We start from the raw sequence: 23391 nt of genomic DNA on the forward strand, positions 1-23391 counted from the left end.
CCAGCGACAGTCACCCTAGACCCGGGTCGATGACCCAGCTGGCGCGCGCCTGAGGCTCAGGTTCGCTGGCTGTCATCGACGACGGTCGTCACCAGGCGAACCACCATGTACGACGAAACCCTGCGCCTTGCCGAAGGCGTCGATGCACTGACCGCACCCCTGGCCGAGCTCAACACGGCCGATGCGGTGGAATACCTCAACGCCCTCGACCGCGACGAAGCGGCACAGGTGCTGGCCGCGTTGCCACCACCACGTGCGGTGAAGGTGCTCGAGCAACCAGAATTGCGCGATGCCAGCACGCTGGTGGCGTTGCTGCCGGCCGAGCAGGCTGCCTCGCTGCTGGGGCAGATGGCCGACGACCGCGCCACCGACATCTTCCACGGTCTGGATGCCGAGCAGCGCCAGCCGTTGCTGTGGCTGCTCAGCGCCGAGGCGCGGCTGTCGATCCAGGCACTGATGCGCTACCCGCCCAACACGGCTGGCGCGCTGATGACCACCGAGTTCGTGGCGGTGCCGTCCGATTGGTCGGTGGGCCGCACCCTGCAGCACATCCGCGAAGTGGAGCGCAGCCGCGAGACCGTCTACGCGATCTATCTGCTCGACCCGCACACCCGCGTGCTGCAGCAGGTGGTGACGATGCGCCGGCTGATCACCGGTGCGCCGGAGGCGCCGATCCTGGACGTGGCGCAGGTCAATCCGCCGGTCACCGTCGACCCGGCACTGGATCAGGAAGAAGTGGCGCGGCTGATCCGTCGCCACGACCTGCTCGCCATCCCGGTGGTGGATGCGCGCGGCCACGTGCTCGGCATCGTCACCGTGGACGACGTGCTCGATGCATTGATCGCCGAATCCACCGAAGACGTGCACAAGTTCGGCGGCATGGAAGCGTTGGACAAGCCGTACATGCAAATTGGCTTCGGCCAGATGATCAAGAAGCGCGCCGGCTGGTTGAGCGTGCTGTTTCTGGGCGAAATGCTTACCGCCAGCGCGATGCAGCACTTCGAGGACGAGCTGTCCAAGGCCGTGGTGTTGACCTTGTTCATCCCGCTGATCATGAGTTCGGGGGGGAACTCCGGTTCGCAGGCCACCTCGCTGCTGATCCGCTCGTTGGCGCTGCGCGAAATCCGTCTGGGCGACTGGTGGAAAGTGGCGCTGCGCGAATTGCCTACCGGCCTGACCCTGGGCGCGATCCTGGGCGTGCTGGCGATCGTGCGCATCACCATCTGGCAGACCGCCGGCTTGTACAACTACGGCCCGCACTGGCAGATGGTGGCGTTGACCATCGGCGCCGCGCTGATCGGCATCGTCACCTTCGGTTCGCTCTCGGGCTCGATGCTGCCATTCGTGCTGCAGCGGCTCGGCTTCGACCCGGCTAGCGCCTCGGCGCCCTTTGTTGCGACGTTGGTGGACGTCACTGGCTTGGTGATCTATTTCAGCATCGCTGCGCTGATCTTGAGTGGGACGCTGTTGTAGAGTCCGGGTTCCTTCCGGGCAAGGTGCTGGCGATGCGAGGCAGTACGCTGTGGTGCGTTGTGTGGACAGGGGTGTTGTCGATCGCCATGACGCAGCCAGGCTGGGCCGAACCGGCCCAGCCCGCAGGGTGCACCTACGATCGTGCGGCGATGCTGGCACTGGATGAAGACGCCTTCGATCAGGACATGCAGGGCGGCTGGCGCACGATTGCCAACCGCCCCGGCTGCGCCGTGGCAGCTGCCGACCTGCTGCACGACTACCGCCAGGCGCACGCAATCACTGGCGGCATCGTGGTGTGGCACGAAGGTCAGATGCGTGCAGAGGCCGGGCAAACGGCGCAGGCGATCGCCCTGTTCGAAAAGTCGTACAAGCCAGCCGCCGAGGATCTCGCCGGCTGGAACGTGTATGTGGATGCGATGATCGCGTTCCTCAAACGCGACCGCGTGGGTCTGGATGCCGCACGGGCACGGCTTGCGTCGGTGCCCTATCGGCAGGCCGAGGATATGCCGCCGTTGCAGGATGGCTATATGGTGTTTCCTGCCGAGAAGGGCCGACCTGAGATGAAGATGCGCTGGCCGCCAAACCTGGATGTCGTCGATGGCCTGATCAAATGCTACGACGAACCCTATTCGGTGGCTTACGGCGCCCAGCGCTGCCGCACGTCGACCTCGACATTGTCGAAGTAGGCAGGGATCGGCAGGCCGGCCGATGCGGCTTGGCCGCGGCAGGCACGGCAATGCTGTAACCCTGGTGCGCTTAGCCGTTGAACACGTCAGCGAAACGCGCGTCAGTCGACGACGACCGCCTTCGTGCAAGGCGGCTGTGCCAAACAGTTGGTCGCAAGGAGCGCGCGCATCTGGCAGCCGCTACAGTCGCCGCGCCTTCGACAGCGTCACCCCATGCCCTGAAACGCCAGTGCGTGTACCGTAGCGCGATGGCATTGTTTTCCCCCGCACGATGAGTACGTACCACCTGCAGCAGGTCTTTCGTCCCGGCACCGTGGCGGTGGTGGGCGGCAGCCCGCGCGATCGTTCGGCCGGGCGGGCGGTGGTGCGCAATCTGCGCGCTGCCGGATTCCCGGGGCAGATCGGCTGGGTGAGCCCGCGCTATAGCGAGATCGACGGCGTGCGCACGGTGGCGCGGTTGACCGATCTGCCGTGGGTGCCGGACCTGGTGGTGATCACTGCGCCGGCGCGGATCGTGCCGCGCATCGTCTCCATCGCCGCACGGCGTGGCGTGGCCGCGGCGATCATCCTCACCGCAGGCTTGGGCCGTGGCCCCGGTTCGCCGGCCGCGCGCATGGAAGCGGCCGCGCGGGCCAAGGGCATGCGCATCCTCGGCCCGCATTGCCTGGGCGTGATCGCCCCGCATGCGCGGCTCAATGCCAGCATCGCCGCGCATTGTCCGCAGGCCGGCGACCTGGCGCTGATCTCCGAATCCAGCGCGATTGCCGCAGCCTTGGTGGAATGGGGCGTGGCGCGCTCGGTGGGGTTTTCGGCGGTGGTGTCGCTGGGCGACACGCTGGATGTGGACTTCGGCGATCTGCTCGATTACTTCGCCACCGACTATCGCACCCGCGCGATTCTGCTCTACGTCGAACGCATCGGCGATGCGCGCAAGTTCATGTCGGCCGCACGCGCCGCAGCACGCGCCAAACCGGTGGTGGTGGTCAAGTCCGGCCGCCAGTTCCGCATCAATCCCAACGCCGACACCCACGCGCAGGCGCTCGCCGGTTCGGATGCGGTGTACGGCGCGGCGTTCGCACGTGCCGGCCTGTTGCGCGTGGGCGCGCTGGACGAGCTGTTCGCCGCTGCCGAAACGCTGGGCCGGCTCGGCAGTTTCCCCGGCCGGCGCTTGGCCATCCTGAGCAACGGCGGCGGGGTGGGGCAGCTGGCGGTGGATCAACTGGTGTTGCGCGGCGGCACCCTGGCCGAGTTGTCGCCCAAGACGCTGGCAAAACTCGATCAGTCGCTGCCCGAAGGCTGGTCACGCAGCAATCCGGTCGACATTATTGTCGACGCTGATGGTGCGCGCTATGCCGCGGCGATCGAAGCGCTGCTGGACGATCCGGAAAACGACGCGCTGCTGGTGGTCAACGTGCCCACCGCGTTCACTTCTTCGGCCGATGCGGCCAAGGCGCTGACCCGCGCGCTGGACCAACGCGACCGCTATCAGCGCGAAAAACCGGTATTCGCGGTATGGCTGGGCCAGGACGATGCAGCGATCGCCGCGCTCAACGCTGCGCGCGTGCCCACCTATGCCACCGAATCGGACGCGGTGCGCGGCTTCACCCATCTGGTGCGCTACCGAGAAGCGCAGGCGGCGTTGATGGAAACCCCGCCCAGCCTGCCGGAAGATTTCGTGGTGGATGCCGGCATCGCGCGCGCGGTGGTCGACGACGCCCTGGCCGCCGGCCGGCGTTGGCTCGATCCGGTGGCCACCAACCGGCTGCTGGCCGCCTACGGCATCCCGATCGTGCCGCTGCAGGTCGCGGCCACCGCCAACGAAGCCGCCTTGCTGGCCGACCCGCTACTGGCAGTCGGCCGCACGGTGACCTTGAAGGTGTTGTCCAGCGAGATCGCGCACAAGTCCGATGTCGATGGCGTGCGCCTGAACCTCTCCAGCGTCGCCGCGGTGCGCGAAGCGGCCACCGGCATCCTGGCGCGTGCGCGCGCTGCGCACCCCAACGCGGTGATCGAAGGGGTGATCGTGCAGCCCACCGTGTTGCGGCCCAAGGCGCGCGAACTGATCGCCGGTATTGCCGACGACCCGGTGTTCGGCCCGGCGATCGTGTTCGGCCGTGGCGGCACCGCGGTGGAGGTGATCAACGACCGCGAACTGGCGTTGCCGCCGCTGGACCTGCGCCTGGCCCACGAACTGATCGGCCGCACCCGCGTCTCGCGCATCCTCAAGGCCTACCGCGACGTGCCGGCCGCTGACGAGCGCGCAGTGGCGCTGGTGCTGGTCAAGCTGGCGCAGCTGGCCGCCGACATCCCCGAAATCACCGAGCTGGACATCAACCCGCTGCTGGCCGACCGCGACGGCGTCATCGCGCTGGACGCCCGCGTGGCGGTGGCGCCTGCGCGCAAACTGCACAAGGGCCGCGGCCATCCGCGCTTTGCGATCTTCCCGTATCCCAAGGAATGGGAGCGCCAGATCGGCCTGGGCGATGGCACGCGTGTGCTGGTGCGTCCGGTGCGCCCGGAAGACGACGCGCTGTTCCGCGCGTTCTTCGCCCGCGTCACCGACGAAGACCTGCGGCTGCGCTTCTTCCAGTCGGTCAAGCATTTCAGCCACGAATTCATCGCCCGGCTGACCCAGCTCGATTACGCGCGCTCGATCGCGCTGGTGGCCATCGACCCCAAGACCGGCGACATGCTCGGCGCGGTGCGGCTGCATGCCGACGCCGACTACGAGCGCGGCGAATACGGCATCCTGATCCGCTCCGACCTCAAGGGCCACGGCATCGGCTGGCAGCTGATGCGCATCATGATCGAGTACGCGCGCTGGCTGGGCCTGAAGCAGATCGAAGGCCAGGTGCTGCGCGAGAACCGCACGATGCTGGCGATGTGTCAGAGCCTGGGCTTCGGCGTGCGCCCGGATCCGGACGATGCGACCCTGATGGCGGTGACACTCCCTATAATGGGCGAGCCGCGCCCGGCCTGACCTTGCGTCACGCCGCGGTCCCCCATCCTCCACCGCACGCCGGACTGCCAGGCCTCGCCCTGGCTCATTGCTCCGGCTGTCGTCTCGGCCCGCCTGGGAGTGTCAATGTTTCGCGAGTTCAGAATGTCGTTGTTGGTTGCCGCCGTTTGCCTGGGCCTTGCCGCCTGGTGGGGCCACACCACCGCAATGGGTCTGTGGCAGGCACTGTGGCTGTGCCTGGTACTGAGTGTGCTGGAGGTCTCGCTGTCGTTCGACAACGCGGTGGTCAACGCCGGTGTGCTCAAGCACATGAATGCGTTCTGGCAGAAGCTGTTCCTCACCGTCGGCATCCTGGTCGCGGTGTTCGGCATGCGCCTGGTGTTCCCGATCGTGATCGTGTCGGTGGCCACCGGCATGGGCCTGGTGCCGGTGATGCAGATGGCGCTGAAGGAGCCGGACCGCTACAGCCAGGTGCTGACCGATAACTACCCGTCCATTGCCGCCTTCGGTGGCATGTTCCTGCTGCTGGTATTCCTGAACTTCCTGTTCGACCAGGAGCGCAAGCTGCACTGGCTCGGCCCGGTGGAACGGCTGGTCGGCAAGCTGGGCAAGGCCGATGCGATGTCGGTGATCGTGGCGGTGACGGTGCTGCTGTGCACCAAGCTGTTCCTGCCCGAGGCGATCTTCCAGAGCGTGCTGTTCGCCGGCCTGGGCGGCATCCTGCTGTACCTGCTGGTGGGCAGCGTGGATGCCTTGTTCGAGTCCGAAGAGAGCGAAGACGGCATGGGCCCGGCCAAGCGTTCGGGTATTGCGGCTTTTTTGTATCTGGAAGTGCTGGACGCCTCGTTCTCGTTCGACGGGGTGATCGGCGCGTTCGCGATCACCCGCGATGTGGTCATCATCATGCTGGGCCTGGCGATCGGTGCGATGTTCGTGCGTTCGATGACGGTCTATCTGGTGCACAAGGGCACGCTGGACGAATTCGTGTTCCTGGAGCATGGCGCGCATTACGCCATCGGCGTGCTGGCGATCATCATGCTGGTCGGCACCGTCTACCACGTGCCGGAAGTGCTGACCGGCCTGATCGGCGTGGCCTTCATCGCCGCCTCGGTGTGGTCGTCGATCCGCTACCGCAAGCGCCACCACATCGGCCCGACCGAGATCTGAGCGGTCACCGATGCGCCAGCGCATCGGCTGTGAAGCCTATGGCGCAGGTGTTGCAAGCGGCTAAAAAACGGCAACCGATAGCATGCTTGGTGTGGACGGCGGGTGATGGTCGATTGCGCATCAGGACCCTCCTGACTTGACCTGCGCAGTCGTATTCGTCCTCCCGCCGTCCGGCGCGACCGCTCGTCAGCGCAGCCCGTTGCGCCACAAGGCTTGCCACAATTTTGGCACATTTGGTGTTGACCCCCTGGGGGTACCCCACTATCTTGGGGTTCGGTGGTGACCGCCCCAAGTGGCACCAATCAGACGAAGGCGACGCGCAAGCGCAACGTCGCCTGCGGCGCCCATCTCAGCGACCTGTACGCGCCCCGGCATTGCCGCGGTCGCTTCCGGCCCGATGACGGCAGCGCGTTGCCACCGAACACCATCATGCGACAGCACACCGCGTGATGGCGGCCGTGGGAGTTCAGGGAAATTGGTGGGTGACGCCGCCGCAGGCCATGGCCTGCGCGCTGTGCGTCCCGTGTCACCAATGCACTCTGGACGCCGCTCGGTCGTTGCCTGCTCCGGCAGGTTCGTGTGCCTACGCATGGAGGACGCATGACCACCAACGACACCCTTGCCGCGATCGCCGCCGGTACCGCAACACCCACCAGCGTTCCTGCCAGTGTCAGCGCGCCCCCCAGCGGCGCGCCGGAATTGACCGACCCCTCCGACATCGTGCCGCCTCCCCGCCAAGCTATTGCAATGCACGCACAGACCATCGAAGAACAAGCTGTCTCCACCTGGATCACCAAGGAAGCGGGCAACCGCCGGATCCCGTTCGAGCCGGAGCGCCTGGAGCGCGCCATCGACCAGATCCATGCCGAGTTCCCGCAGCTGGACGTGGCCGATTACAAGCGCTCGGTGTTCGGCTTTGTCGACCGCAAGGACAGCGTCAATGCTGACGACCTGGTCGACCACCTGATCCGCGAGGCCGAAGCCCGCGTCGATCTGACCACCCCGGAGTGGGAGCACTTTGCCGCGCGCCTGTACCTGCGCCGCCTGTACAAGCGCGCCAGCCGCAACCGTTTCTACGATGCCAGCCAGAAGTACGGCTCGTTCGTCGGCCTGCAGGAGAGCCTGGCCGACCGCAATGTCTATTCCAACGACATCCTGCGCCGCTACTCCAAGGACGAGCTGATCGAAGCCGGCAAGATGATCGAGCCCGAGCGCGACAAGCTGTTCGCCTACAACGGCCTGTACCTGCTGGCGACGCGTTATCTGGCTACCGACAGCTCGCGCGGCGTGTTCGAACTGCCGCAAGAGCGCTGGCTGACGATTGCGCTATACCTGATGCAGGACGAGATCGGCACCGGCAAGGGCAGCCGCGAGCGCCGCATGCAGCTGGTGGGCGAGGCCTATTGGGCGCTGTCCAATCTATATATGACGGTCGCAACGCCGACGCTGGCCAATGCCGGCAAGGTCGGCGGGCAGCTGTCGAGCTGCTTCATCGACACCGTCGACGACAGCCTGCAGGGCATCTACGACTCCAACACCGACGTGGCGCGCGTGTCCAAGCACGGCGGCGGCGTGGGCGCGTATCTGGGCTATGTGCGTTCGTCCGGTTCGGCGATCCGCGGCGTGTCCAATTCCTCCGGCGGCGTGGTGCCGTGGATCAAGCAGCTCAACAACACTGCGGTGTCGGTGGATCAGCTGGGCCAGCGCAAGGGCGCCATCGCGGTCTATCTGGACATCTTCCATCGCGATATCGAAGCGTTCCTGGACCTGCGCCTGAACAACGGCGACCAGCGTCTGCGTGCGCACGACGTGTTCACCTCGGTGTGCATCCCCGACCTGTTCATGGAAGCGGTCGAGCGTCGCGGCGACTGGTATCTGTTCGATCCGCACGAAGTGAAGCGGATCAAGGGCTGGTATCTGCAGGACTTCTACGACGAGAAGAAGGGCGACGCCAACAGCAGCTTCCGTCGCAAGTACGAAGAAGTCGTCGCCGACGAGCGCATCACCCGCAAGACGGTCAAGGCGATCGAGATCTTCAAGCGCATCATGGTCAGCCAGCTGGAAACCGGCAACCCGTTCATGTTCTATCGCGATGAAGTCAATCGCAAGAACCCGAACAAGCACGAGGGCATGGTCTATTCGTCCAACCTGTGCACCGAGATCCTGCAGAACATGAGCCCGACGCGGATGATGCAGGAGATCATCAGCGGCAATCAGATCGTCACCACCAAGAAGGCCGGCGACTTCGTCGTGTGCAACCTGTCCTCGATCAACCTGGGCCGCGCGATCACCGTGCAGGCAGACCAGGCCGATCTGCTGGGCGCCGACGTGCTGGAGCGCTTGATCCCGATCCAGGTGCGCATGCTCGACAACGTGATCGATCTGAACCAGTTGCCGGTGCCGCAGGCCACCATCACCAACCAGAAGTACCGCGCCATCGGCCTGGGCACCTTCGGCTGGCACCATCTGCTCGCGCAGAAGTCCATCCACTGGAACGCCAAGGAAGCCGAGGACTACAGCGACGAGCTGTACGAGCGCATCAACTATCTGACCGTCCAGGCGAGCATGGAGCTGGCCAAGGAAAAGGGCACCTACAGCGTGTTCCGCGGCAGCGACTGGCACACCGGCGAGTACTTCCGTGCGCGCGACTACAACAGCCCGCAGTGGCTGGAGCTGTCGGCGCAGGTCGCGGTCAATGGCGTGCGCAATGCCTGGATGCTGGCGGTGGCGCCGAACATGAGCACCGCGCAGATCGCCGGTTCCACTGCCTCGATCGACCCGATCTACAGCGCGTTCTACTACGAAGAAAAGAAGGACTTCCGTCGTCCGGTCGCCGCTCCCGGCCTGTCGCTGGAAACCTGGCCGTACTACGAAAAGGGTGCCTACAAGGTCGACCAGTTCGCCAGCGTGCGCCAGAACGCGCGTCGCCAGCGCCACGTCGACCAGTCGATCAGCTTCAACTTCTACGTGCCCAGCACCATCCGCGCGAGCACCTTGCTTGACCTGCACATGACGGCCTGGCGCGAAGGCTTGAAGACCACGTACTACGTGCGTTCCAACGACATCGATATCAGTGAGTGCGAGTGGTGTTCGAGCTAAAGCGCATTCGCGCTTCAGCTCCCCACGGTTCGCCTTGCGAACCGTGGGCCCCGGCTCATCAGCCTCCACACCCCGCGCCTTCGGCGCGCCCCCTGACTCAGGGGGCTTTCCTCCAGATTGATTTGTTGCGCCGCCGTACGCGCGACGCCTGAAACACGAGTAGAGACCCATGTCCGCAACACCGCTTGAACGCATCAAGATCCTGGAGCCGCGTCACCCGAACCGCTCCACCGCCATCATCAATGGCGAAACCTCCGGCATCCTCAACTGGAACGACATCCCGTACCCGTCTTTCTATCGGGCGTACAAGGAACTGTCGACCAACTTCTGGATCCCCGACGAAGTGGACATGAAGGGCGATGCGCGCCAGTACAACGAGCTGTCGGCGCGCGAAAAGAATGCCTACGATTCGATCATCGGCTTGCTGGCCACGCTGGATTCGCCGCAGACGCGCTTCATCTACAACGTGGCCGAATACATCACCGACCCGGCCGCGCATGCCAATGCTGCGATCATCGGCCAGCAGGAAGTGATCCATAACGAGAGCTACAGCTACGTGCTGGCCTCGATCACCGGGCTGGCCGACCAGAACCGCGTGTTCGAAATCGCGCGCACGCACCCGACCATCATCAAGCGCAATGCGCCGATCATGGGCGCCTACGAAGACTTCATGCGCGACAAGACGGCCGAAACGCTGATCCGCGCGCTGATCCAGTCCTCGATCCTGGAAGGCATCAACTTCTATTCCGGCTTTGCGTATTTCTACAACCTGGTCCGCCAGAACCGCATGACCGGCACCGGCAAGATCATCAGCTTCATCAACCGCGACGAACTGGCGCATTCGAAGTTCATCAGCGAACTGATCCGCGCCATCATCGGCGAGAACCAGGCGCTGCAGGGTGATGAGCTCACCGACTACGTGCACAAGGCCTTCGAGCACGCGATCGACCTGGAAACGGTGTGGACCGCCGAAGTGCTGGACGGCATCGACGGCATCGACGTGGACGAGATGATCCGCTACGTGAAGTACCGCGCCAACAAGATGGCCGGCATGCTCGGCATCGAGAAGCTGTACGAAGGCGCCAACGACAACGTGATGCCGTGGATCAAGGCCTACGCCGACAACTTCACCGAGACCAAGACCGACTTCTTTGAAATGCGCAATGCCTCATACAAGAAGACCAATTCGGATAACGGCTTCGACGACTTGTAAGAATTTCTGGCGCTCATATCTCCAACTACCTGCGAACCCGTATGAGATTTGAGGTTTACTGCGATGAGGCGAATCCGGACGTCCTAACGTCTGCTAATCCCCGCGCGCGTTATCTCATGATCGGAAGCCTCTGGCTTCCACAGGAAGTCCGGAATGAGCTTAAGTCGCGAATTGGTGACCTTCGAAAACGACATGAAGCTTGGGGCGAGATCAAGTGGAGCAAGGTTGCGCCTAATCGCCGCGACTTTTATGTAGAACTGGTTGACCTCTTCTTCGCATACGGTGAGAACCTTCGTTTTCGATGTATTGCGGTTGATCGGACCCAAATTGATCTTTCGCTACATGACGATGATGCGGAGCTAGGGTTCTACAAGTTCTACTACCAGCTTCTTCATCACTGGATTCTCGATTTTAATGACTATCGAATCTTCTGTGACGCGAAGAGCAATCGCGATTCGAAGCGGCTACCTGTCCTCGCCCAGTGTCTGTCTCGAGCAAACTTGAGCTCGAATATTGAGAGTGTTCAGTCCTTACCGTCTAACGAAGTAGTACTGATTCAGATGTGTGATTTGTTGCTGGGAGCGGCTAGTAGCAAGATCAATTCTACCCTGACACCTAACACTGCGAAGTTCACCGTCGTTAGCCGTATTGAAAGCGCATTGGGTCGCGAACTTGGTCCAACTAGCAAGGGGGAGGAGAAATTCAACCTCTTCAAGATTCGACTTAATGGAGGGTGGTGATGTCGTTGCCTCCGTTAGTCAGGTACGAGGCTTCCGCCGAATACCGACAACACTACGAACGCGTCTACTGCCGTGGCAATATCCGGACACCAGACGGGATCCGAGTCTACTTCGATGCAAAAAAATTTGACCACGCATTCTACGAGAGTGTGGGGCGTGATGGGCAGAAGGATACTTTTTCAGAAGTAAGAGCGCAGCGAATCGACTGGATTCAGGCGACCCTCACGCATCCGGACGCCACTTTATTTCAAGGCTGGGATAAAACTGCCCGGCAGGTTGACGCCACCCGCCGAGTGGCTGTGATCTATGAAGATTTTGTTGTCGTGATTGCACTGTCACTCAGGCGAGATTCGGTATTAAAGGCCAACTTCATCACGTGCTACCAAGCAGATAGCAGCATAAGAAAGATTCGAAGTTCGCCGACTTGGTCTCGCGAAGAATGCGTCCGATCGCTTACCAAAGCCAAATAGCAGACAAAAAAAGGCCGCTGATTCGCTACGCGGGTTCAGCGGCCGAGACCTCGATAGGTTCAAAGCCGATGGGCAGTGAACTCGACGCGGAGCTTAGCTCAGCCATCGTTAGAGTCAAGAGCGCTTGACACAGCGCCGAAGCCCCACGAAGCCCTAGAGACCAATGGCAATTGCAACCGATTGTTTTTAATGAAAATTTTTCCTGAACCTATTAAGTATTGAGTGCATGCGCATCCTCCTCGCCCACACCTCGCTCAGTGGCAATACGCGCGACGTCGCGCGTGCAATCTGCGCGCGGTGCGAGGAGCTGGGCCATGTGGTGACGTGGATCGATGCCGATATCCAGACGCTGGCGCAGGCGTGCCCAGACGGTGCCGCGCACGATCTCTATATCCTTGGTAGCTGGAGCATCAACGCCGGGCGCACGCCGCCGGAGATGAAGCGTTTCATCGAGGAGCTCGTCGCCGCGGTCGGCAAGCCGGAACGCCTGGCGGTGTTCGGCACCGGTGAGACGCAGTGGGGCGAGGAGAACTACTGCGGCGCGGCGCGGCGCATCGCCACGTTCTTCGGTACGCGCTACCCGCGGCTGGAGATCGAACAGATGCCCCACGGCGAACGCGACGCCACCAAGATCCAACGTTGGACCGACCACATTCTTGCCTGTACAGAGACATCCCCCCATGCAAACTCTTCACGCCTCCACGCCTGACGACTACGTTGCCGCCCTGGCTGCGCATCCGCGCCTGCTGGTCGACTACTACAAGGACAATTGCCCGGGCTGCAAGATGCTCGACATGTCGCTGACCAAATTCGCCGCGAGCGAGGACGCCGCAGGCGTCGCACTGCTCAAAGTGAAGTTGGAGGTGGTTGGCGAGGAGTTTTTCCGCAGCCTGGGCTTGCGGCAGACGCCGACGTTGGCCTTGTTCAAGGACGGTGCGGAAGTGACACGTCTCCCCGGCTTCCAGTCGCCGGCCCAGGTCGAAGCGGCGGTCCGTAGCGGGCTGTGAGCGTGCCGGAAGTCCATCGCAACCGCGCAGGCTTCCGGCGATGAACACCACCGTCACCATCGTCGCCTGGAGCTTCCTGCTGGCGGGGCTGGGGGTTGTTGACCGGTGCGGCGCTGTTGCCGGATCAGGCGCGCTGGATCTTGTTGTTGCTGGGCGTGGCGTTCGGTGGCGTGGGGGGCGGCATCCTCGGTTATCGCGTCTGGCATGCGCGGCGTGCTGCGTGGTTGCGCCGGCATGGCACGGTGGTGGAAGCGCGCTTGGTGCGCGTCGAACGCAATGCGTCTTTGCAGGTCAACGGCGTGCACCCGTTCCGTATCCTGGCCCAGCGCCACGACCGCACCCACAACACGTTGACCGAGTATCGCAGCGACAACCTGTGGACCGATCTGCAGCCGTTCCTGGCCGATGGGCAACCGCTGCGCATCTTCGTCCATCCGCAGCGCCCGACGCGCTACCACATGGACTTGAGTTTCCTGCCGACGCTGCGCAGCTGATCGGGCTGGCTTTCCTTTCTTTTTCCGGTACCGCCCTCATGATCAGCGCCACACCCGTGCCACCGACCGAAGCTCGCATGGCCGAGATCGTGTTTCCCAACCACACCAATCACATGGGCACGCTGTTCGGCGGCCAGGCGCTGGCGTGGATGGACAAGGCGGCGTTTCTGGCCGCTTCGCGCTACGCGCGGCGCGCCGTGGTGACCGCGCGTTCGGATCAGGTGGATTTCAAGCTGCCGATCCGCCAGGGCCAGATGGTGGAGACCATCGCGCGGGTGGTGTCGGTGGGGCGCAGCTCGATCAAGGTGGAAGTGGAACTGATCGCCGAAGACCTGCTCAGCGGCGCGCGCGAGCTGTGCACGCGCGGGCAGTTCGTGATGATTGCGCTCGATGCCGATGGCAAACCGACGGCGGTGCCGCCGGTACCGGCGTCGGCCGACTAAGAGCAGTTAACAAAACCACTGCGCAGCCGTCATGCGGGCGCGGCTGGTATTGGGTGTACACGGACACTGCGATTCCTGCGCGCCGTCTACTCCCGCCTAACGACCGCTCGCTACGTGGTGTTCGCCGCTGTGACCGTGCTTACTCCTGCACCTCGCGGTCTTCGCGCTTGGTTTCTTCCATCGCCTCCGGTTCCAGCTCTTCGGCACTGCGATTGAGTTTGACGAACACGCCCCAGGCGATCAGCAACAGCGCCGCGCACAGGCCCACCGCCGCCGCATACGGCAGCTTGGCCGGGTCGTCGTGCATCAGCTCGAAGATCGATACCAGCGTCTCGATCGCCAGCGCGATCACGATCACCACGAAGAACCGCGACAGGTAGCGCCGCACCCGCGTGGGGCCGCTGACCTTGACGTCGCGCAGGATCTCTTCTTCGAAGATGGTCTGGCCCAGTTCCAGCGTCACCAAGGCCACGGTGAGCAGGCCGATGGCTTCCAGCACCACGTTGAAGCGGTCGCGCACCACCATGTCGCCGCCCGGCGTGAAGCCATGCCACAACTCCAACCCGGCCATCCCCACCAGCCCTGCGGCGCACAGCACGAAGAACGCCAGGATCACGAAGTGACCGGCACGGAACAGGTGGCTGAGCAGCTTCATGGATGGCGAGGCGGGCGATGGGACGCAGAGCATCGTGGGCGCCGCGTCGTGATGGCGCGAAGGCAACGGCATGATGAGCGTTGTGTACTTAAAGGCCTAAACGCAGCCGCCCGGGGCGCGCGGATGGGGGAAGTGCGGTCGCGCCAGGCCTGCGCGCGGCCATGCCTGGTTGCTGCAGTTTCCATCACGCGCCTGGCGACGTGGATGGGGTTTTGTGCGGATCAACCCGGCTGCCCCGCATCACCCTCATCCGGCGCTGCGCGCCACCTTCTCCCGCACGCGGGAGAAGGGATTGGTCCTGTGTGCCTTTTGTCCTGATGGCGTTGCGGTCATGCGTCGCGCGATGCGGCATTCCCAGCCCGTATCCACCCTCATCCGGCGCTGCGCGCCACCTTCTCCCGCGTGCGGGAGAAGGATTGGTTCTGTGTGCCTTGTGTCCGGATGGCGCTGCGGCCATGCGTCGCGCGATGCGGCATTCCCAGCCCGTATCCACCCTCATCCGGCGCTGCGCGCCACCTTCTCCCGCGTGCGGGAGAAGGGACTGGTCCTGTGTGCTTTGTGTCGTGAGGGCGCTGCGGCCATGCATCGCGCGATGCATGCAGTCGATGCAATGATGCAATGGAACTACCCGTTTCCTTCCCCCGCATGCGGGGGAAGGTGCCCGAAGGGCGGATGAGGGGCGCCGTCGCATCACGCCGCCAGCCGGTGCCGTCCCCCTTTGGCCGCATCAGGCCTGGCGCAGCACCTGATATGCCTGCAGATGCACGTGCGCGGCCATCAGCAGCGGTGCATTGCGGCCGGTCTCGCGCACACGCCTGAGCATGTCGCCGACGATCTGCGCTGCTTCCACGTCCTGGCCGGCTTCCAGATCGCGCAGCATCGAGGCCTTCAACGGCGAATCCACCTGCAGCAGCGTCTGCAATGCCTTGGCGCGTGCAGCTTCCGGAATCGGCTGCCCGGCCGCATCGGCGGCCCACAGGCATTCGTTGTACAGGCCGTTGATCAATGCACGGCCGTCGTCGGTGGCCACGATCGCCCCGACCGGCGCACGCATCAGGCAGGTGGCCGCCGCCAGCGCGGTGAGGAAGCTGTACTTGATCCACTGCTCCTGCGCGATCTGCGTCGTGGCCACATGGTCGATGCCCGCCTGCGTGCAGGCGGCGGCAAATGCCTGCACGCGTGCCGCGTCTGCGCTGCCATCGCGCTCGCCGAAGGTGATCGCCGCCGGCTTGCCCAGATGCAGGATCTCACCATGCTCGCCCTTGGTCGCGCTGATGAAGCACAGCCCGCCCAGTACCCGCGCCGCGCCGAAGCGCTCGTCTAGCGCCGCGTAATGGCGCAGTCCGTTGAGGATGGGCAACACCGTGGTGTGCTCGCCGACCGCCGGCGCAATCGCTTCCAGCGCGCTGTCCAGGTCGTAGGCCTTGCAGCTGAGGATCCCCAGATCGAACGGCCGCTGCGCCACCAGCGCCGGCAGGCCTTGCGCGGTGACATGCGCCACCGGCAGATCCGCATCGCCCAGCGGGCTGCGGATGCGCAGGCCGTCGGCTTGCAGCTGCGCCGCACGCGCGTCGCGCACCAGGAAGGTGACGTCCACGCCGGCCTGCGCCAGGCGCCCGCCGAAGTAACCGCCGGTGCCACCGGCGCCGAGAATGAGCATGCGCATGAAGTGATCTGTCCTCAGTCAATCTGGTCTTGCCCTTCCCCCGCCTGCGGGGGAAGGTGCCCGAAGGGCGGATGGAGGTAAGCGCGTCCGCTAGCCACCGGCGTTCCCTATGAAATTCGCGTCCGGCGTTAGCTACGCAGCCCGACACCGCGCCGCAGCAGCCACAGCGCCAGTGCGCTGAGTACGGCGACAAAGCCCAGCATCAGCGCGTAGGCGACCCAGATCGGCACATCGGAACTACCGAGCAGGCCATAGCGGAACGCATTGACCATGTAGAAGATCGGGTTGGCGTGCGTAGCGGCTTCGGCCCAGCCGGGCAGCAATTTCACCGAATAGAACACGCCGCCCAGATAAGTCAGCGGGGTCAGGATGAAGGTCGGCACGATCGCCACGTCGTCGAACTTCTTGGCGTACACCGCGTTGACGAAGCCGGCCAGCGAGAAAATGGTCGCGCCCAGCAGCACCGTGGTCAGCGTCACGATCGGATGCGGAATGCGCACCGGGGTGAAGAACATCGCGATGATCAGCACTAACGCACCCACCATCACCCCGCGCAGCACCGCGCCGGAGACGTAACCCCACAGGATCACCCAGTTGGGCATCGGGCTGACCAGCAGTTCTTCCACATGCCGGCCGAACTTGGCGCCGAAGAAACTGGAGGAAATGTTGCCGTAGCTGTTCTGGATCACGCTCATCATCACCAGGCCCGGCACGATGAATTGCATGTACGAGTAGCCGCCCATGTCGCCCACGCGCGAGCCGATCAGCCCGCCGAAGATCAAAAAGTACAGGGTCATGGTGATGGCCGGCGGCACCAGGGTCTGGCCCCAGATGCGCAGGATGCGCTGCACTTCGCGGCGCACGATGGTGCCCAGCGCAATCCAGTTGCGTTGGCGGGGTGTTGCAGGCGTGGCAGACATCGACGGCTCCGAAGGACTCATGGGTGGCCTGCCGGGCGCACGGGCGCCGCTGCGGCAGGAGCCGGGGGGGCGACACTTTCGCCGGGCCCGGTCAGACGAACGAACAATTCTTCCAGCCGGTTGCTCTTGGTACGCATCGAGCGCACCCGGATACCGGCATTGCCCAGCGTGGCGAACACGCGGTTGAGGTCCATCGCGCGCGGCATATCCAGATCCAGCGTGTGGCCGTCGATGGCGGTGAGCGTGGTGCCTTCGATCACCGGCAACTGCGCGGGCAACTCACCGTCGATATCGAACAGGAAGCCTTCCACGTCGAGTTTGGCCAGCAGCTCGCGCATCGGCCCCTGGGTGACGATCTGGCCGTGGTTGATGATGGCCAGGTTACGGCACAGGTGTTCGGCTTCTTCCAGGTAATGCGTGGTCAAAATAATCGTGGTGCCGGCGGCGTTGATGTCCTTGAGCACGCGCCACATGTCGCGGCGGATTTCGATATCCACACCGGCGGTGGGCTCATCCAGGATCAGCAGGCGCGGCTGGGTCATCATGGCGCGGGCGATCATCAGCCGGCGCTTCATGCCGCCGGACAGCGTGCGGCTCATCACCTGGGCCTTTTCCCACAGATGCGCGCGGCGCAGTTCCACTTCGGCCAGCTGCTCGGCGTCGCGACGCGGCATGCCGTAGAAACCGGCGTAGTTGACCAGGATGTCGAAGGGCTTTTCGAACAGGTTGAAGTTGATTTCCTGCGGCACCAGGCCGATCAGTCGCATCGCTTCGCTGCGATGGGCGACCAGATCGGTGCCGAACACCTCCACCTGCCCGCCGGACAGGTTCACCAGCGAGCTGATGATGCCGATCAGGGTGGATTTGCCGGCCCCGTTAGGGCCGAGCAGGGCGAAGAAATCGCCTGGCACCACGTCCAGCGACACGCCCTTGAGCGCCTGGGTGCCGTTGTCGTAGGTCTTGCGCAGATCGCACACGCGCAGGGCGGGCGCACTGGGAGATGGGGAATTCAAACCGGGTCCTTCGCGCCAGGGTGACGGCGCAGCGAGTTGCAGCCCGTTATTATAGAAGCCCGTTGGGGTTTGCCCCGATCACAGACTGTCCCAAATACGTTCGTGCCCGTTCAATTCCCCCTCAAGCTTGTCGACCGGCGCATGATTGCGCCCACCGTGGCCCACTGCCAGTTCGTCCGTGACGACGGGCAGCCGCTGGATTTCCAGCCCGGCCAGTTCATTCAGATCCATTTCGACAACGCCGATGGCACGCCGACCAAGCGCAGCTATTCGCTGGCGACCATCCACGACCACGCGCTGGGACCGGGCGAGGCGGTGGAGATCGCGGTGAGTTTCGTGCCCGGCGGCTCGGCCACGGCCTTGTTCGAAGGCCTGGAGATTGGCGACCAGTTGCAGGCAAGCGGGCCCTACGGCCGCTTCTGCCTGCAGCCGGGCGACCACAACCAGCGCTATGTGCTGATCGCCACAGGCACCGGGGTGACTCCGTATCGCGCGATGCTGCCGTTGCTGGCCGAGGCGATTGCCGCCCGCGGTGTGCAGGTGGTGTTGCTGCAAGGCGCACGCAACCCGGCCGAGCTGCTGTACGGCGACGATTTCCGCGCGTTTGCCGATGCGCATCCGCAGTTCCACTACGTGCCGTGCTTCTCGCGCGAATTACCCGAGCAGCCGCATGCCGATGTACGGCACGGTTACGTGCAGCAGCACCTGGCCGAGTTCGCGCCCGATGCCGCGCACGATATCGCCTACCTGTGCGGCAACCCGGACATGGTGGACACCTGCCTGGAAGCGCTGAAAGCAGCCGGGCTGCCGAGTGCGCAGATCCGACGCGAGAAGTACGTCAGCTCCACGCCGCCCAAGGTCTGAGGGCGGCCTGCAGGCGGCGCATTTAAGCCGCCCGTACCTGCATGTGTGCTGTGGCCTGCAGCGCGGCGCGGAGGTGCGGCGGTATCAGGCCGCAATGTTTCGTAGCGCAGGGCGCTGCAGCTCGACCGTGACATGCACCAGTTCTTCGTGAATCTGCAGTGCGCGGCGCACCAGCTCCGCATCGATGTCGGCTGCAGTGACCAGGCTGACGACGCAGGCATAACGTTCGCTGCCGACGCGCCACACATGCAGGTCGGCGATGTCGATCGCATGTGGAAGCTCGGCGATGACCTGCTTCACCTCTGCCACCACCGGTGCGTCCATCTCCGCATCCAGCAGCACGCTGCCGGTGCGGCGCAGCAGCCCCCAGGCCCAGACCGTCACCAACACCGCGCCGACGAGGCCCATGATCGGGTCCAACCAGGTCACGCCCCAGTGCATGCCGGCAACCAGCGCCACGATGGCAAGCACCGAGGTCGCGGCATCGGCCACCACGTGCAGATACGCCGCGCGCAGATTGAGATCGCTGTGCGCATCATGATGACCATGACTTTCGTGTGGGTGCACAGGGCCGTGGCTGTCATGCGTGTGGCCATGGTGATGTCCGTGCGCATGGCCATGCCCATGCGAATCGCGCAGCCACCATGCGCACATCAGGTTCACCAGCAGGCCGATCACCGCGATGACGGTGGCTTCCTGATACTGGATGGGCTTGGGCGTGAACAAGCGTTCCGCCGACTGGAAGGCCATCAGCCCGGCCACGCCCAGCAACAGAATCGCGCTGGTGTAACCGCCCAGCACCTCGACTTTCCAGGTGCCGAAGCTGAAGCGCACATCTCCGGCATGCTGCCGCGCAAAGCGGTAGGCGAACAACGCCAGCCCTAGCGCCAACGCGTGCGAGCTCATATGCCAGCCGTCGGCGAGCAGGGCCATGGAGTTGAGCGTCCAACCGCCCACGATCTCCACCACCATCATGAGCACGGTCAGGATGACCGCCTTGCGGGTGCTGCGCTCGGCGAGCGGATTGGCGCTGGCAAAGGTGTGCGAGTGCCTGCAATGCGGCGCGGCGTGCGTGGTCGACATCGGCGGTGACTCTGGCTAAGGTACCCCGGTAGGGTATCCTAAATACCCCTAGGGGGTATATGACAATGGCACATCTGAATCAGGACAAGTCCAAACTGCTCGCCCGCGTGCGCAGAATTCGCGGGCAAGCGGAAGGGCTGGAAAAGGCCCTGGCGCAGGACGTGGAGTGCACCGCGTTGCTGACACAGGTGGCCGCGTTTCGCGGCGCGGCGCAGGGCTTGATGGTCGAGCTGCTCAGCGAGCATCTGAAGCACCATGTTGCTGCACCGGACGCACTGGGCGAGCGCGAGCTGGCAGTGGATGACATCACGGCCATCCTCAAGACCTATCTGAAATAGAGCGGGCAACGAAACGGCTGCGCGCATCGCCGAGCGGGCGTGGTCTGCGCTTGATGCGGCATGCGGATGCCATGTTATGCATGCAACGGCATTCGGGAATGTGCATCACAAGCCGCATCGCGTGCGTCACGGGCGCAGACGTTGCGCGATGCCGTTGGGCACGCCGCGTGTGGCAGGTGGCACGCCGATGACACAAAAACTGCGTGTGTCTGACTGCGGGCATCGCACACCATCCGCCAGCAACGCAGACGCCGCTGATGCGCTCTTTTGATGTGTAAAGGGTGCTTGACAGACAGGCAGAGTAAGCGCATCTTGCCTGTCAAGCGTGCTTGACAGGTGAATGAGATGCGGCAGCAGCGTAGGCAAATGGAATGCAGGCAGGGCCGCATAACGCGACGTACCGTGCGAACAGGCGCCGGGCGTGTGCACAGCGATCGCGCAGCACAGGCAGTCGCTTCGCCGAGGCCGTGCAAGTGACGAGCTGCAAGCGCAAGGCGCTGCTGGTGTTCTGCCTGGGACTGGTCTTTCTCGGCGTCGGGCTGCTGGGTCTGTGGCAGGTGTTGCCGATGGACGATTACATCGCCGGGCTCAGCGCCGGCATTGGTGGGTCATGCATGCTGCTATCGGTGCCGATGTGGTTGGCGCGCGGCAATATGCGCGACAGCACCCGCCCGGTGTTGGCGCGGCGCTACTACCGCGAATTCGGCGTGCCGATGCTGTTGTACGTGCTGGTGATGCTGTTCTGGCGCTATCTGCTTGGGCATGTCGGCCCGAACTGGGCGCGGGTGCTGATCGCCTTGCTGCCGGCGGTGCTGGTGGTACTGGTGATTCGTGCGGTGGCGCGTTACGTGCGCGATTCGGACGAGATGCAACGGCGTATCGAGCTGGAAGCCATCGCCATTGCCGCCGGCTTGATCAGCGGTGGATATATGACCGCCGGATTTCTGCAGGCCGCCGAGCTGATCGACGTTCCAGCGAGTGTGGCGATGCTGTGGGTGTTTCCGTTGTTGTGCGCCATCTATGGCATCACCAAAAGCATCCACGCGCGTCGTTTTGAATGAAGAGCCGCGTGCGCGAATTGCGCGAGGCCAACGGGTGGTCGCAAGGCGAGCTGGGCGAACGGCTGGGTGTGTCGCGGCAGACGATCAATGCGCTGGAAACCGGGAAATACGATCCGAGCCTGCCGTTGGCGTTTCGGATCGCACGTTTGTTTGGGGAATCGATCGAGCACGTTTTTCTTTACGAAGACGGGCATTAGAGCGTGTTATGCACTTTGAGATGAGATGCGTTGGCCGCCGCCGGCCAACCCTCCGGGAAGCGCCCTGTGGTGCGCCGATACCGCGTTGCGCGCCTTGCCTCAACGCGCCACAGGACGCTTCGCACTCACCTCAAAGTACAACACGCTCTAGTTGCCGCGGTCACGTGTGGCCGTATGCAACGTCAGGGGACAGGCAATACCAGGAGAGAGGATGACGATGGTCAAGCAATCCACAATGGTGGCGGCAGTGCTGATCGCGATGCTGGCTGCCGGATGCCAGCGCGCCGCAGCGCCCGCCACAGAAGATGACGTTGCAGGAAAATCCACCGCGACAACGCCGGGTACGACTGCGCAGCAGCCTGCTGCAAACAACCCACCCGTCAGCGCAGCGGGCAATCGTTACGGCAGGCTGCTTTTCACGCCGTGCACGCTGAGCGCTGGTGGTACCGCTGGAAACATCGAAGCGCAGTGCGCGAGCCTGCGCGTGCCTGAAAATCCGGCCGCACCGAGCGGGCGCAGCATCGCGTTGAAGATTGCCTGGCTGGAAAGCGGAGCCGGCGGCGGCAGCGCGCCCGACCCGGTGTTCTTCATTGCCGGTGGGCCGGGGCAATCGGCCACCGAAGTGGCGGCAATCGTGGATATGGGCCTGCACGAAGTACGCAAGCAGCGCGACATTTTTCTGGTCGATCAGCGCGGCACCGGTGGCTCGCATCCGCTGGAGTGTCGCGACGCGGCCGGCAAGCCGCTGGCGCTGGAGAACAGCAGCGAGGCCACCGCCGAGCAATTGACCGCATATGCAGGCCGATGCGCCGCTGGCCTGCGTGACGATGCCGACCCGCGTTACTACACCACCAGCGAAGCCATTGGCGATCTGGATGCGGTACGCGCGGCACTGGGCGTGCAGACGCTGAATCTGATCGGTGCCTCGTACGGCACGCGTGTGGCGCAGCACTATGCCGCGCGTTATCCACACCACACGCGCACCGTGGTGATCGATGGTGTGGCGCCGAACGACCTGGTGATCGGCGGCGAGTTCGCACGCACCTTCGAAGATGCGATCGCGCTGCAGTCTGCGCAATGCCGTCAGCAGCCTGCATGCGCCAAGCGTTTTCCGGTCGATACCGCCACGCAGTTGCGCCAGGTGATCGAGCGGCTGCGGCAGGCACCGGTGGCGGTGGATTATCGCGATCCGCGCACTGGTGCCCTGCGCCACGAGCAGGTCACCGCCGACACCGTGGCGGGTCTGGCATTCGGTTTTTCGTACGCGCCGGAAACCACATCGCTGTTGCCACTGGTCCTCGATGAAGCGGCCGCAGGCCGGTATGCCTCGTTGATGGCATTGGCGCAGATGAGCGCATCGGGCATGTCGGATCGGATGAATCGTCTGATGCAATGGTCGGTGCTGTGCAGCGAAGATGCCGGGCGTTATCACGCACCCGAACAGAAGGACGCCACGCTGCTGGGCAACGAGGTGGCCGAGATGTTCTTCGCACCGTGCAAGGTGTGGCCCTCCAAGCCGGCACCGGCCGCTGCGAGCGCGCCGTTCCGCTCGACGCTGCCGGTGTTGCTGCTTTCCGGCCAGCTCGACCCGGTGACACCGCCACGCTACGCCGAGCGGGTGCTGCAGGGCCTGCCCAACGGCCGTCATGTGATCGCGCCCGGGCAGGGGCATGGGGTGTTCCGGCTGGGCTGCATGCCCAAGGTATTGAGCCAGTTTATGCAGACCGCCGATGCCAAGGCGCTGGATACCACCTGCGTTGCCAGCCTCAACACCGTGCCCGCTTTCACCTCGTTCAACGGATGGGAACCATGAGCCGCATCGACCACGCCACGGAGGCGCTCG

21 protein-coding genes, 1 other RNA gene and 1 pseudogene are annotated in these 23391 nt (G+C 64.1%); 18 read left to right on the forward strand and 5 right to left on the reverse strand.

Features of this window, described 5'->3' with window-relative positions; all coding sequences use genetic code 11:
* The first annotated feature begins 105 nt into the window (after positions 1-105).
* The 13 genes and pseudogenes from mgtE (at position 106) to M0D43_RS12785 (ending at position 13877) form a co-directional block, all read left to right on the forward strand.
* A complete protein-coding gene (mgtE, locus tag M0D43_RS12725) occupies positions 106-1473 on the forward strand; it encodes a magnesium transporter (protein WP_260807244.1) in 1368 nt (455 codons plus the stop codon).
* Between the two features lie 71 nt (positions 1474-1544).
* The gene (locus M0D43_RS12730) at positions 1545-2159 is read left to right on the forward strand and encodes a hypothetical protein (RefSeq protein ID WP_252165055.1); all 615 of its coding nucleotides are present in this window, start codon (positions 1545-1547) and stop codon (positions 2157-2159) included.
* Between the two features lie 271 nt (positions 2160-2430).
* Positions 2431-5139: a bifunctional acetate--CoA ligase family protein/GNAT family N-acetyltransferase gene (locus M0D43_RS12735; RefSeq protein ID WP_252164901.1), complete on the forward strand. Its 2709-nt coding sequence runs from the start codon at positions 2431-2433 to the stop codon at positions 5137-5139.
* Positions 5140-5244: 105 nt separating this feature from the next.
* A complete protein-coding gene (locus M0D43_RS12740; RefSeq protein WP_252164902.1) occupies positions 5245-6285 on the forward strand; it encodes a DUF475 domain-containing protein in 1041 nt (346 codons plus the stop codon).
* Positions 6286-6885: 600 nt separating this feature from the next.
* Positions 6886-9384 (forward strand): ribonucleoside-diphosphate reductase subunit alpha, encoded by a 2499-nt coding sequence (locus tag M0D43_RS12745; protein WP_252164903.1) that lies wholly within the window; start codon positions 6886-6888, stop codon positions 9382-9384.
* Between the two features lie 169 nt (positions 9385-9553).
* Positions 9554-10597 carry a ribonucleotide-diphosphate reductase subunit beta gene (locus M0D43_RS12750; protein ID WP_101364868.1) on the forward strand — a complete coding sequence of 348 codons (1044 nt, stop codon included), beginning with the start codon at positions 9554-9556 and terminating at the stop codon, positions 10595-10597.
* Between the two features lie 41 nt (positions 10598-10638).
* Positions 10639-11337, forward strand: coding sequence for a DUF3800 domain-containing protein (locus M0D43_RS12755; RefSeq protein ID WP_168957458.1), 699 nt, complete (start codon positions 10639-10641; stop codon positions 11335-11337).
* Positions 11337-11807: a hypothetical protein gene (locus M0D43_RS12760; protein WP_252164904.1), complete on the forward strand. Its 471-nt coding sequence runs from the start codon at positions 11337-11339 to the stop codon at positions 11805-11807. The genes M0D43_RS12755 and M0D43_RS12760 overlap by 1 nt, the downstream gene beginning before the upstream one ends.
* A 226-nt stretch (positions 11808-12033) precedes the next feature.
* Complete coding sequence (locus tag M0D43_RS12765) at positions 12034-12516, forward strand: flavodoxin (protein WP_252164905.1); 483 nt, start codon at positions 12034-12036, stop codon at positions 12514-12516.
* Positions 12488-12814, forward strand: coding sequence for a thioredoxin family protein (locus tag M0D43_RS12770; RefSeq protein WP_055847068.1), 327 nt, complete (start codon positions 12488-12490; stop codon positions 12812-12814). The genes M0D43_RS12765 and M0D43_RS12770 overlap by 29 nt, the downstream gene beginning before the upstream one ends.
* Before the next feature lie 40 nt (positions 12815-12854).
* Positions 12855-13308: pseudogene (locus M0D43_RS12775) on the forward strand (hypothetical protein).
* A gap of 38 nt (positions 13309-13346) precedes the next feature.
* Entirely contained in the window at positions 13347-13751 is a 405-nt protein-coding gene (locus tag M0D43_RS12780; protein WP_252164906.1) for an acyl-CoA thioesterase, read from the forward strand.
* Positions 13752-13804: 53 nt separating this feature from the next.
* Positions 13805-13877, forward strand: a non-coding RNA gene (locus M0D43_RS12785) — sX9 sRNA.
* A 13-nt stretch (positions 13878-13890) separates the two neighbouring features.
* On the opposite strand, the gene M0D43_RS12790 is transcribed toward M0D43_RS12785, so the two are convergent.
* The 4 genes from M0D43_RS12790 to M0D43_RS12805 all read right to left on the reverse strand — a co-directional run bounded on the left by M0D43_RS12790 (position 13891) and on the right by M0D43_RS12805 (position 18005).
* Positions 13891-14406, reverse strand: a complete 516-nt coding sequence (locus tag M0D43_RS12790) for a hypothetical protein (RefSeq protein ID WP_252164907.1) — start codon at positions 14404-14406, stop codon at positions 13891-13893.
* 727 nt (positions 14407-15133) lie between these two features.
* A complete protein-coding gene (panE, locus tag M0D43_RS12795; protein WP_252164908.1) occupies positions 15134-16072 on the reverse strand; it encodes a 2-dehydropantoate 2-reductase in 939 nt (312 codons plus the stop codon).
* 128 nt (positions 16073-16200) lie between these two features.
* Entirely contained in the window at positions 16201-17013 is an 813-nt protein-coding gene (locus tag M0D43_RS12800) for an ABC transporter permease (protein ID WP_207759675.1), read from the reverse strand.
* On the reverse strand, positions 17010-18005 hold the full coding sequence (locus tag M0D43_RS12805; protein ID WP_252164909.1) for an ABC transporter ATP-binding protein: 996 nt from the start codon (positions 18003-18005) through the stop codon (positions 17010-17012). Before M0D43_RS12805 ends, M0D43_RS12800 begins: the two co-directional genes overlap by 4 nt.
* Before the next feature lie 36 nt (positions 18006-18041).
* Here M0D43_RS12805 and M0D43_RS12810 point away from each other — a divergent pair, with 36 nt between their 5' ends.
* Positions 18042-18869, forward strand: a complete 828-nt coding sequence (locus M0D43_RS12810) for a ferredoxin--NADP reductase (protein ID WP_252164910.1) — start codon at positions 18042-18044, stop codon at positions 18867-18869.
* Positions 18870-18953: 84 nt separating this feature from the next.
* Here the strand turns inward: M0D43_RS12810 and dmeF are convergent, their stop codons facing one another.
* Positions 18954-19952 carry a CDF family Co(II)/Ni(II) efflux transporter DmeF gene (dmeF, locus tag M0D43_RS12815; RefSeq protein ID WP_252164911.1) on the reverse strand — a complete coding sequence of 333 codons (999 nt, stop codon included), beginning with the start codon at positions 19950-19952 and terminating at the stop codon, positions 18954-18956.
* Between the two features lie 65 nt (positions 19953-20017).
* Between dmeF and M0D43_RS12820 the strand changes: the two genes are divergently transcribed.
* The 4 genes from M0D43_RS12820 to M0D43_RS12835 all read left to right on the forward strand — a co-directional run bounded on the left by M0D43_RS12820 (position 20018) and on the right by M0D43_RS12835 (position 23361).
* Positions 20018-20290, forward strand: coding sequence for a metal/formaldehyde-sensitive transcriptional repressor (locus M0D43_RS12820; RefSeq protein WP_252164912.1), 273 nt, complete (start codon positions 20018-20020; stop codon positions 20288-20290).
* A 473-nt stretch (positions 20291-20763) separates the two neighbouring features.
* Positions 20764-21351: a hypothetical protein gene (locus M0D43_RS12825; RefSeq protein WP_252164913.1), complete on the forward strand. Its 588-nt coding sequence runs from the start codon at positions 20764-20766 to the stop codon at positions 21349-21351.
* Positions 21348-21548 carry a helix-turn-helix transcriptional regulator gene (locus M0D43_RS12830; protein ID WP_252164914.1) on the forward strand — a complete coding sequence of 67 codons (201 nt, stop codon included), beginning with the start codon at positions 21348-21350 and terminating at the stop codon, positions 21546-21548. Before M0D43_RS12825 ends, M0D43_RS12830 begins: the two co-directional genes overlap by 4 nt.
* Before the next feature lie 211 nt (positions 21549-21759).
* On the forward strand, positions 21760-23361 hold the full coding sequence (locus M0D43_RS12835; RefSeq protein WP_252164915.1) for an alpha/beta fold hydrolase: 1602 nt from the start codon (positions 21760-21762) through the stop codon (positions 23359-23361).
* The last annotated feature ends 30 nt before the right edge of the window (positions 23362-23391 follow it).

It is taken from the genome of Xanthomonas prunicola, assembly GCF_025266575.1.
Taxonomy (GTDB): domain Bacteria; phylum Pseudomonadota; class Gammaproteobacteria; order Xanthomonadales; family Xanthomonadaceae; genus Xanthomonas; species Xanthomonas prunicola.

What these genes read in the sequence shown, in the direction of transcription:
- M0D43_RS12760 (WP_252164904.1), top strand. Translation starts at nt 11,337, where the DNA reads ATGTCGTTGCCTCCGTTAGTCAGGTACGAGGCTTCCGCCGAATACCGA.
- M0D43_RS12740 (WP_252164902.1), top strand. Translation starts at nt 5,245, where the DNA reads ATGTTTCGCGAGTTCAGAATGTCGTTGTTGGTTGCCGCCGTTTGCCTG.
- M0D43_RS12800 (WP_207759675.1), bottom strand. Translation starts at nt 17,013, where the DNA reads ATGAGTCCTTCGGAGCCGTCGATGTCTGCCACGCCTGCAACACCCCGC.
- M0D43_RS12790 (WP_252164907.1), bottom strand. Translation starts at nt 14,406, where the DNA reads ATGAAGCTGCTCAGCCACCTGTTCCGTGCCGGTCACTTCGTGATCCTG.
- M0D43_RS12735 (WP_252164901.1), top strand. Translation starts at nt 2,431, where the DNA reads ATGAGTACGTACCACCTGCAGCAGGTCTTTCGTCCCGGCACCGTGGCG.
- M0D43_RS12750 (WP_101364868.1), top strand. Translation starts at nt 9,554, where the DNA reads ATGTCCGCAACACCGCTTGAACGCATCAAGATCCTGGAGCCGCGTCAC.
- M0D43_RS12770 (WP_055847068.1), top strand. Translation starts at nt 12,488, where the DNA reads ATGCAAACTCTTCACGCCTCCACGCCTGACGACTACGTTGCCGCCCTG.
- M0D43_RS12830 (WP_252164914.1), top strand. Translation starts at nt 21,348, where the DNA reads ATGAAGAGCCGCGTGCGCGAATTGCGCGAGGCCAACGGGTGGTCGCAA.
- M0D43_RS12835 (WP_252164915.1), top strand. Translation starts at nt 21,760, where the DNA reads ATGACGATGGTCAAGCAATCCACAATGGTGGCGGCAGTGCTGATCGCG.
- M0D43_RS12820 (WP_252164912.1), top strand. Translation starts at nt 20,018, where the DNA reads ATGGCACATCTGAATCAGGACAAGTCCAAACTGCTCGCCCGCGTGCGC.
- panE (WP_252164908.1), bottom strand. Translation starts at nt 16,072, where the DNA reads ATGCGCATGCTCATTCTCGGCGCCGGTGGCACCGGCGGTTACTTCGGC.
- M0D43_RS12780 (WP_252164906.1), top strand. Translation starts at nt 13,347, where the DNA reads ATGATCAGCGCCACACCCGTGCCACCGACCGAAGCTCGCATGGCCGAG.
- M0D43_RS12755 (WP_168957458.1), top strand. Translation starts at nt 10,639, where the DNA reads ATGAGATTTGAGGTTTACTGCGATGAGGCGAATCCGGACGTCCTAACG.
- M0D43_RS12745 (WP_252164903.1), top strand. Translation starts at nt 6,886, where the DNA reads ATGACCACCAACGACACCCTTGCCGCGATCGCCGCCGGTACCGCAACA.
- mgtE (WP_260807244.1), top strand. Translation starts at nt 106, where the DNA reads ATGTACGACGAAACCCTGCGCCTTGCCGAAGGCGTCGATGCACTGACC.
- M0D43_RS12765 (WP_252164905.1), top strand. Translation starts at nt 12,034, where the DNA reads ATGCGCATCCTCCTCGCCCACACCTCGCTCAGTGGCAATACGCGCGAC.
- dmeF (WP_252164911.1), bottom strand. Translation starts at nt 19,952, where the DNA reads ATGTCGACCACGCACGCCGCGCCGCATTGCAGGCACTCGCACACCTTT.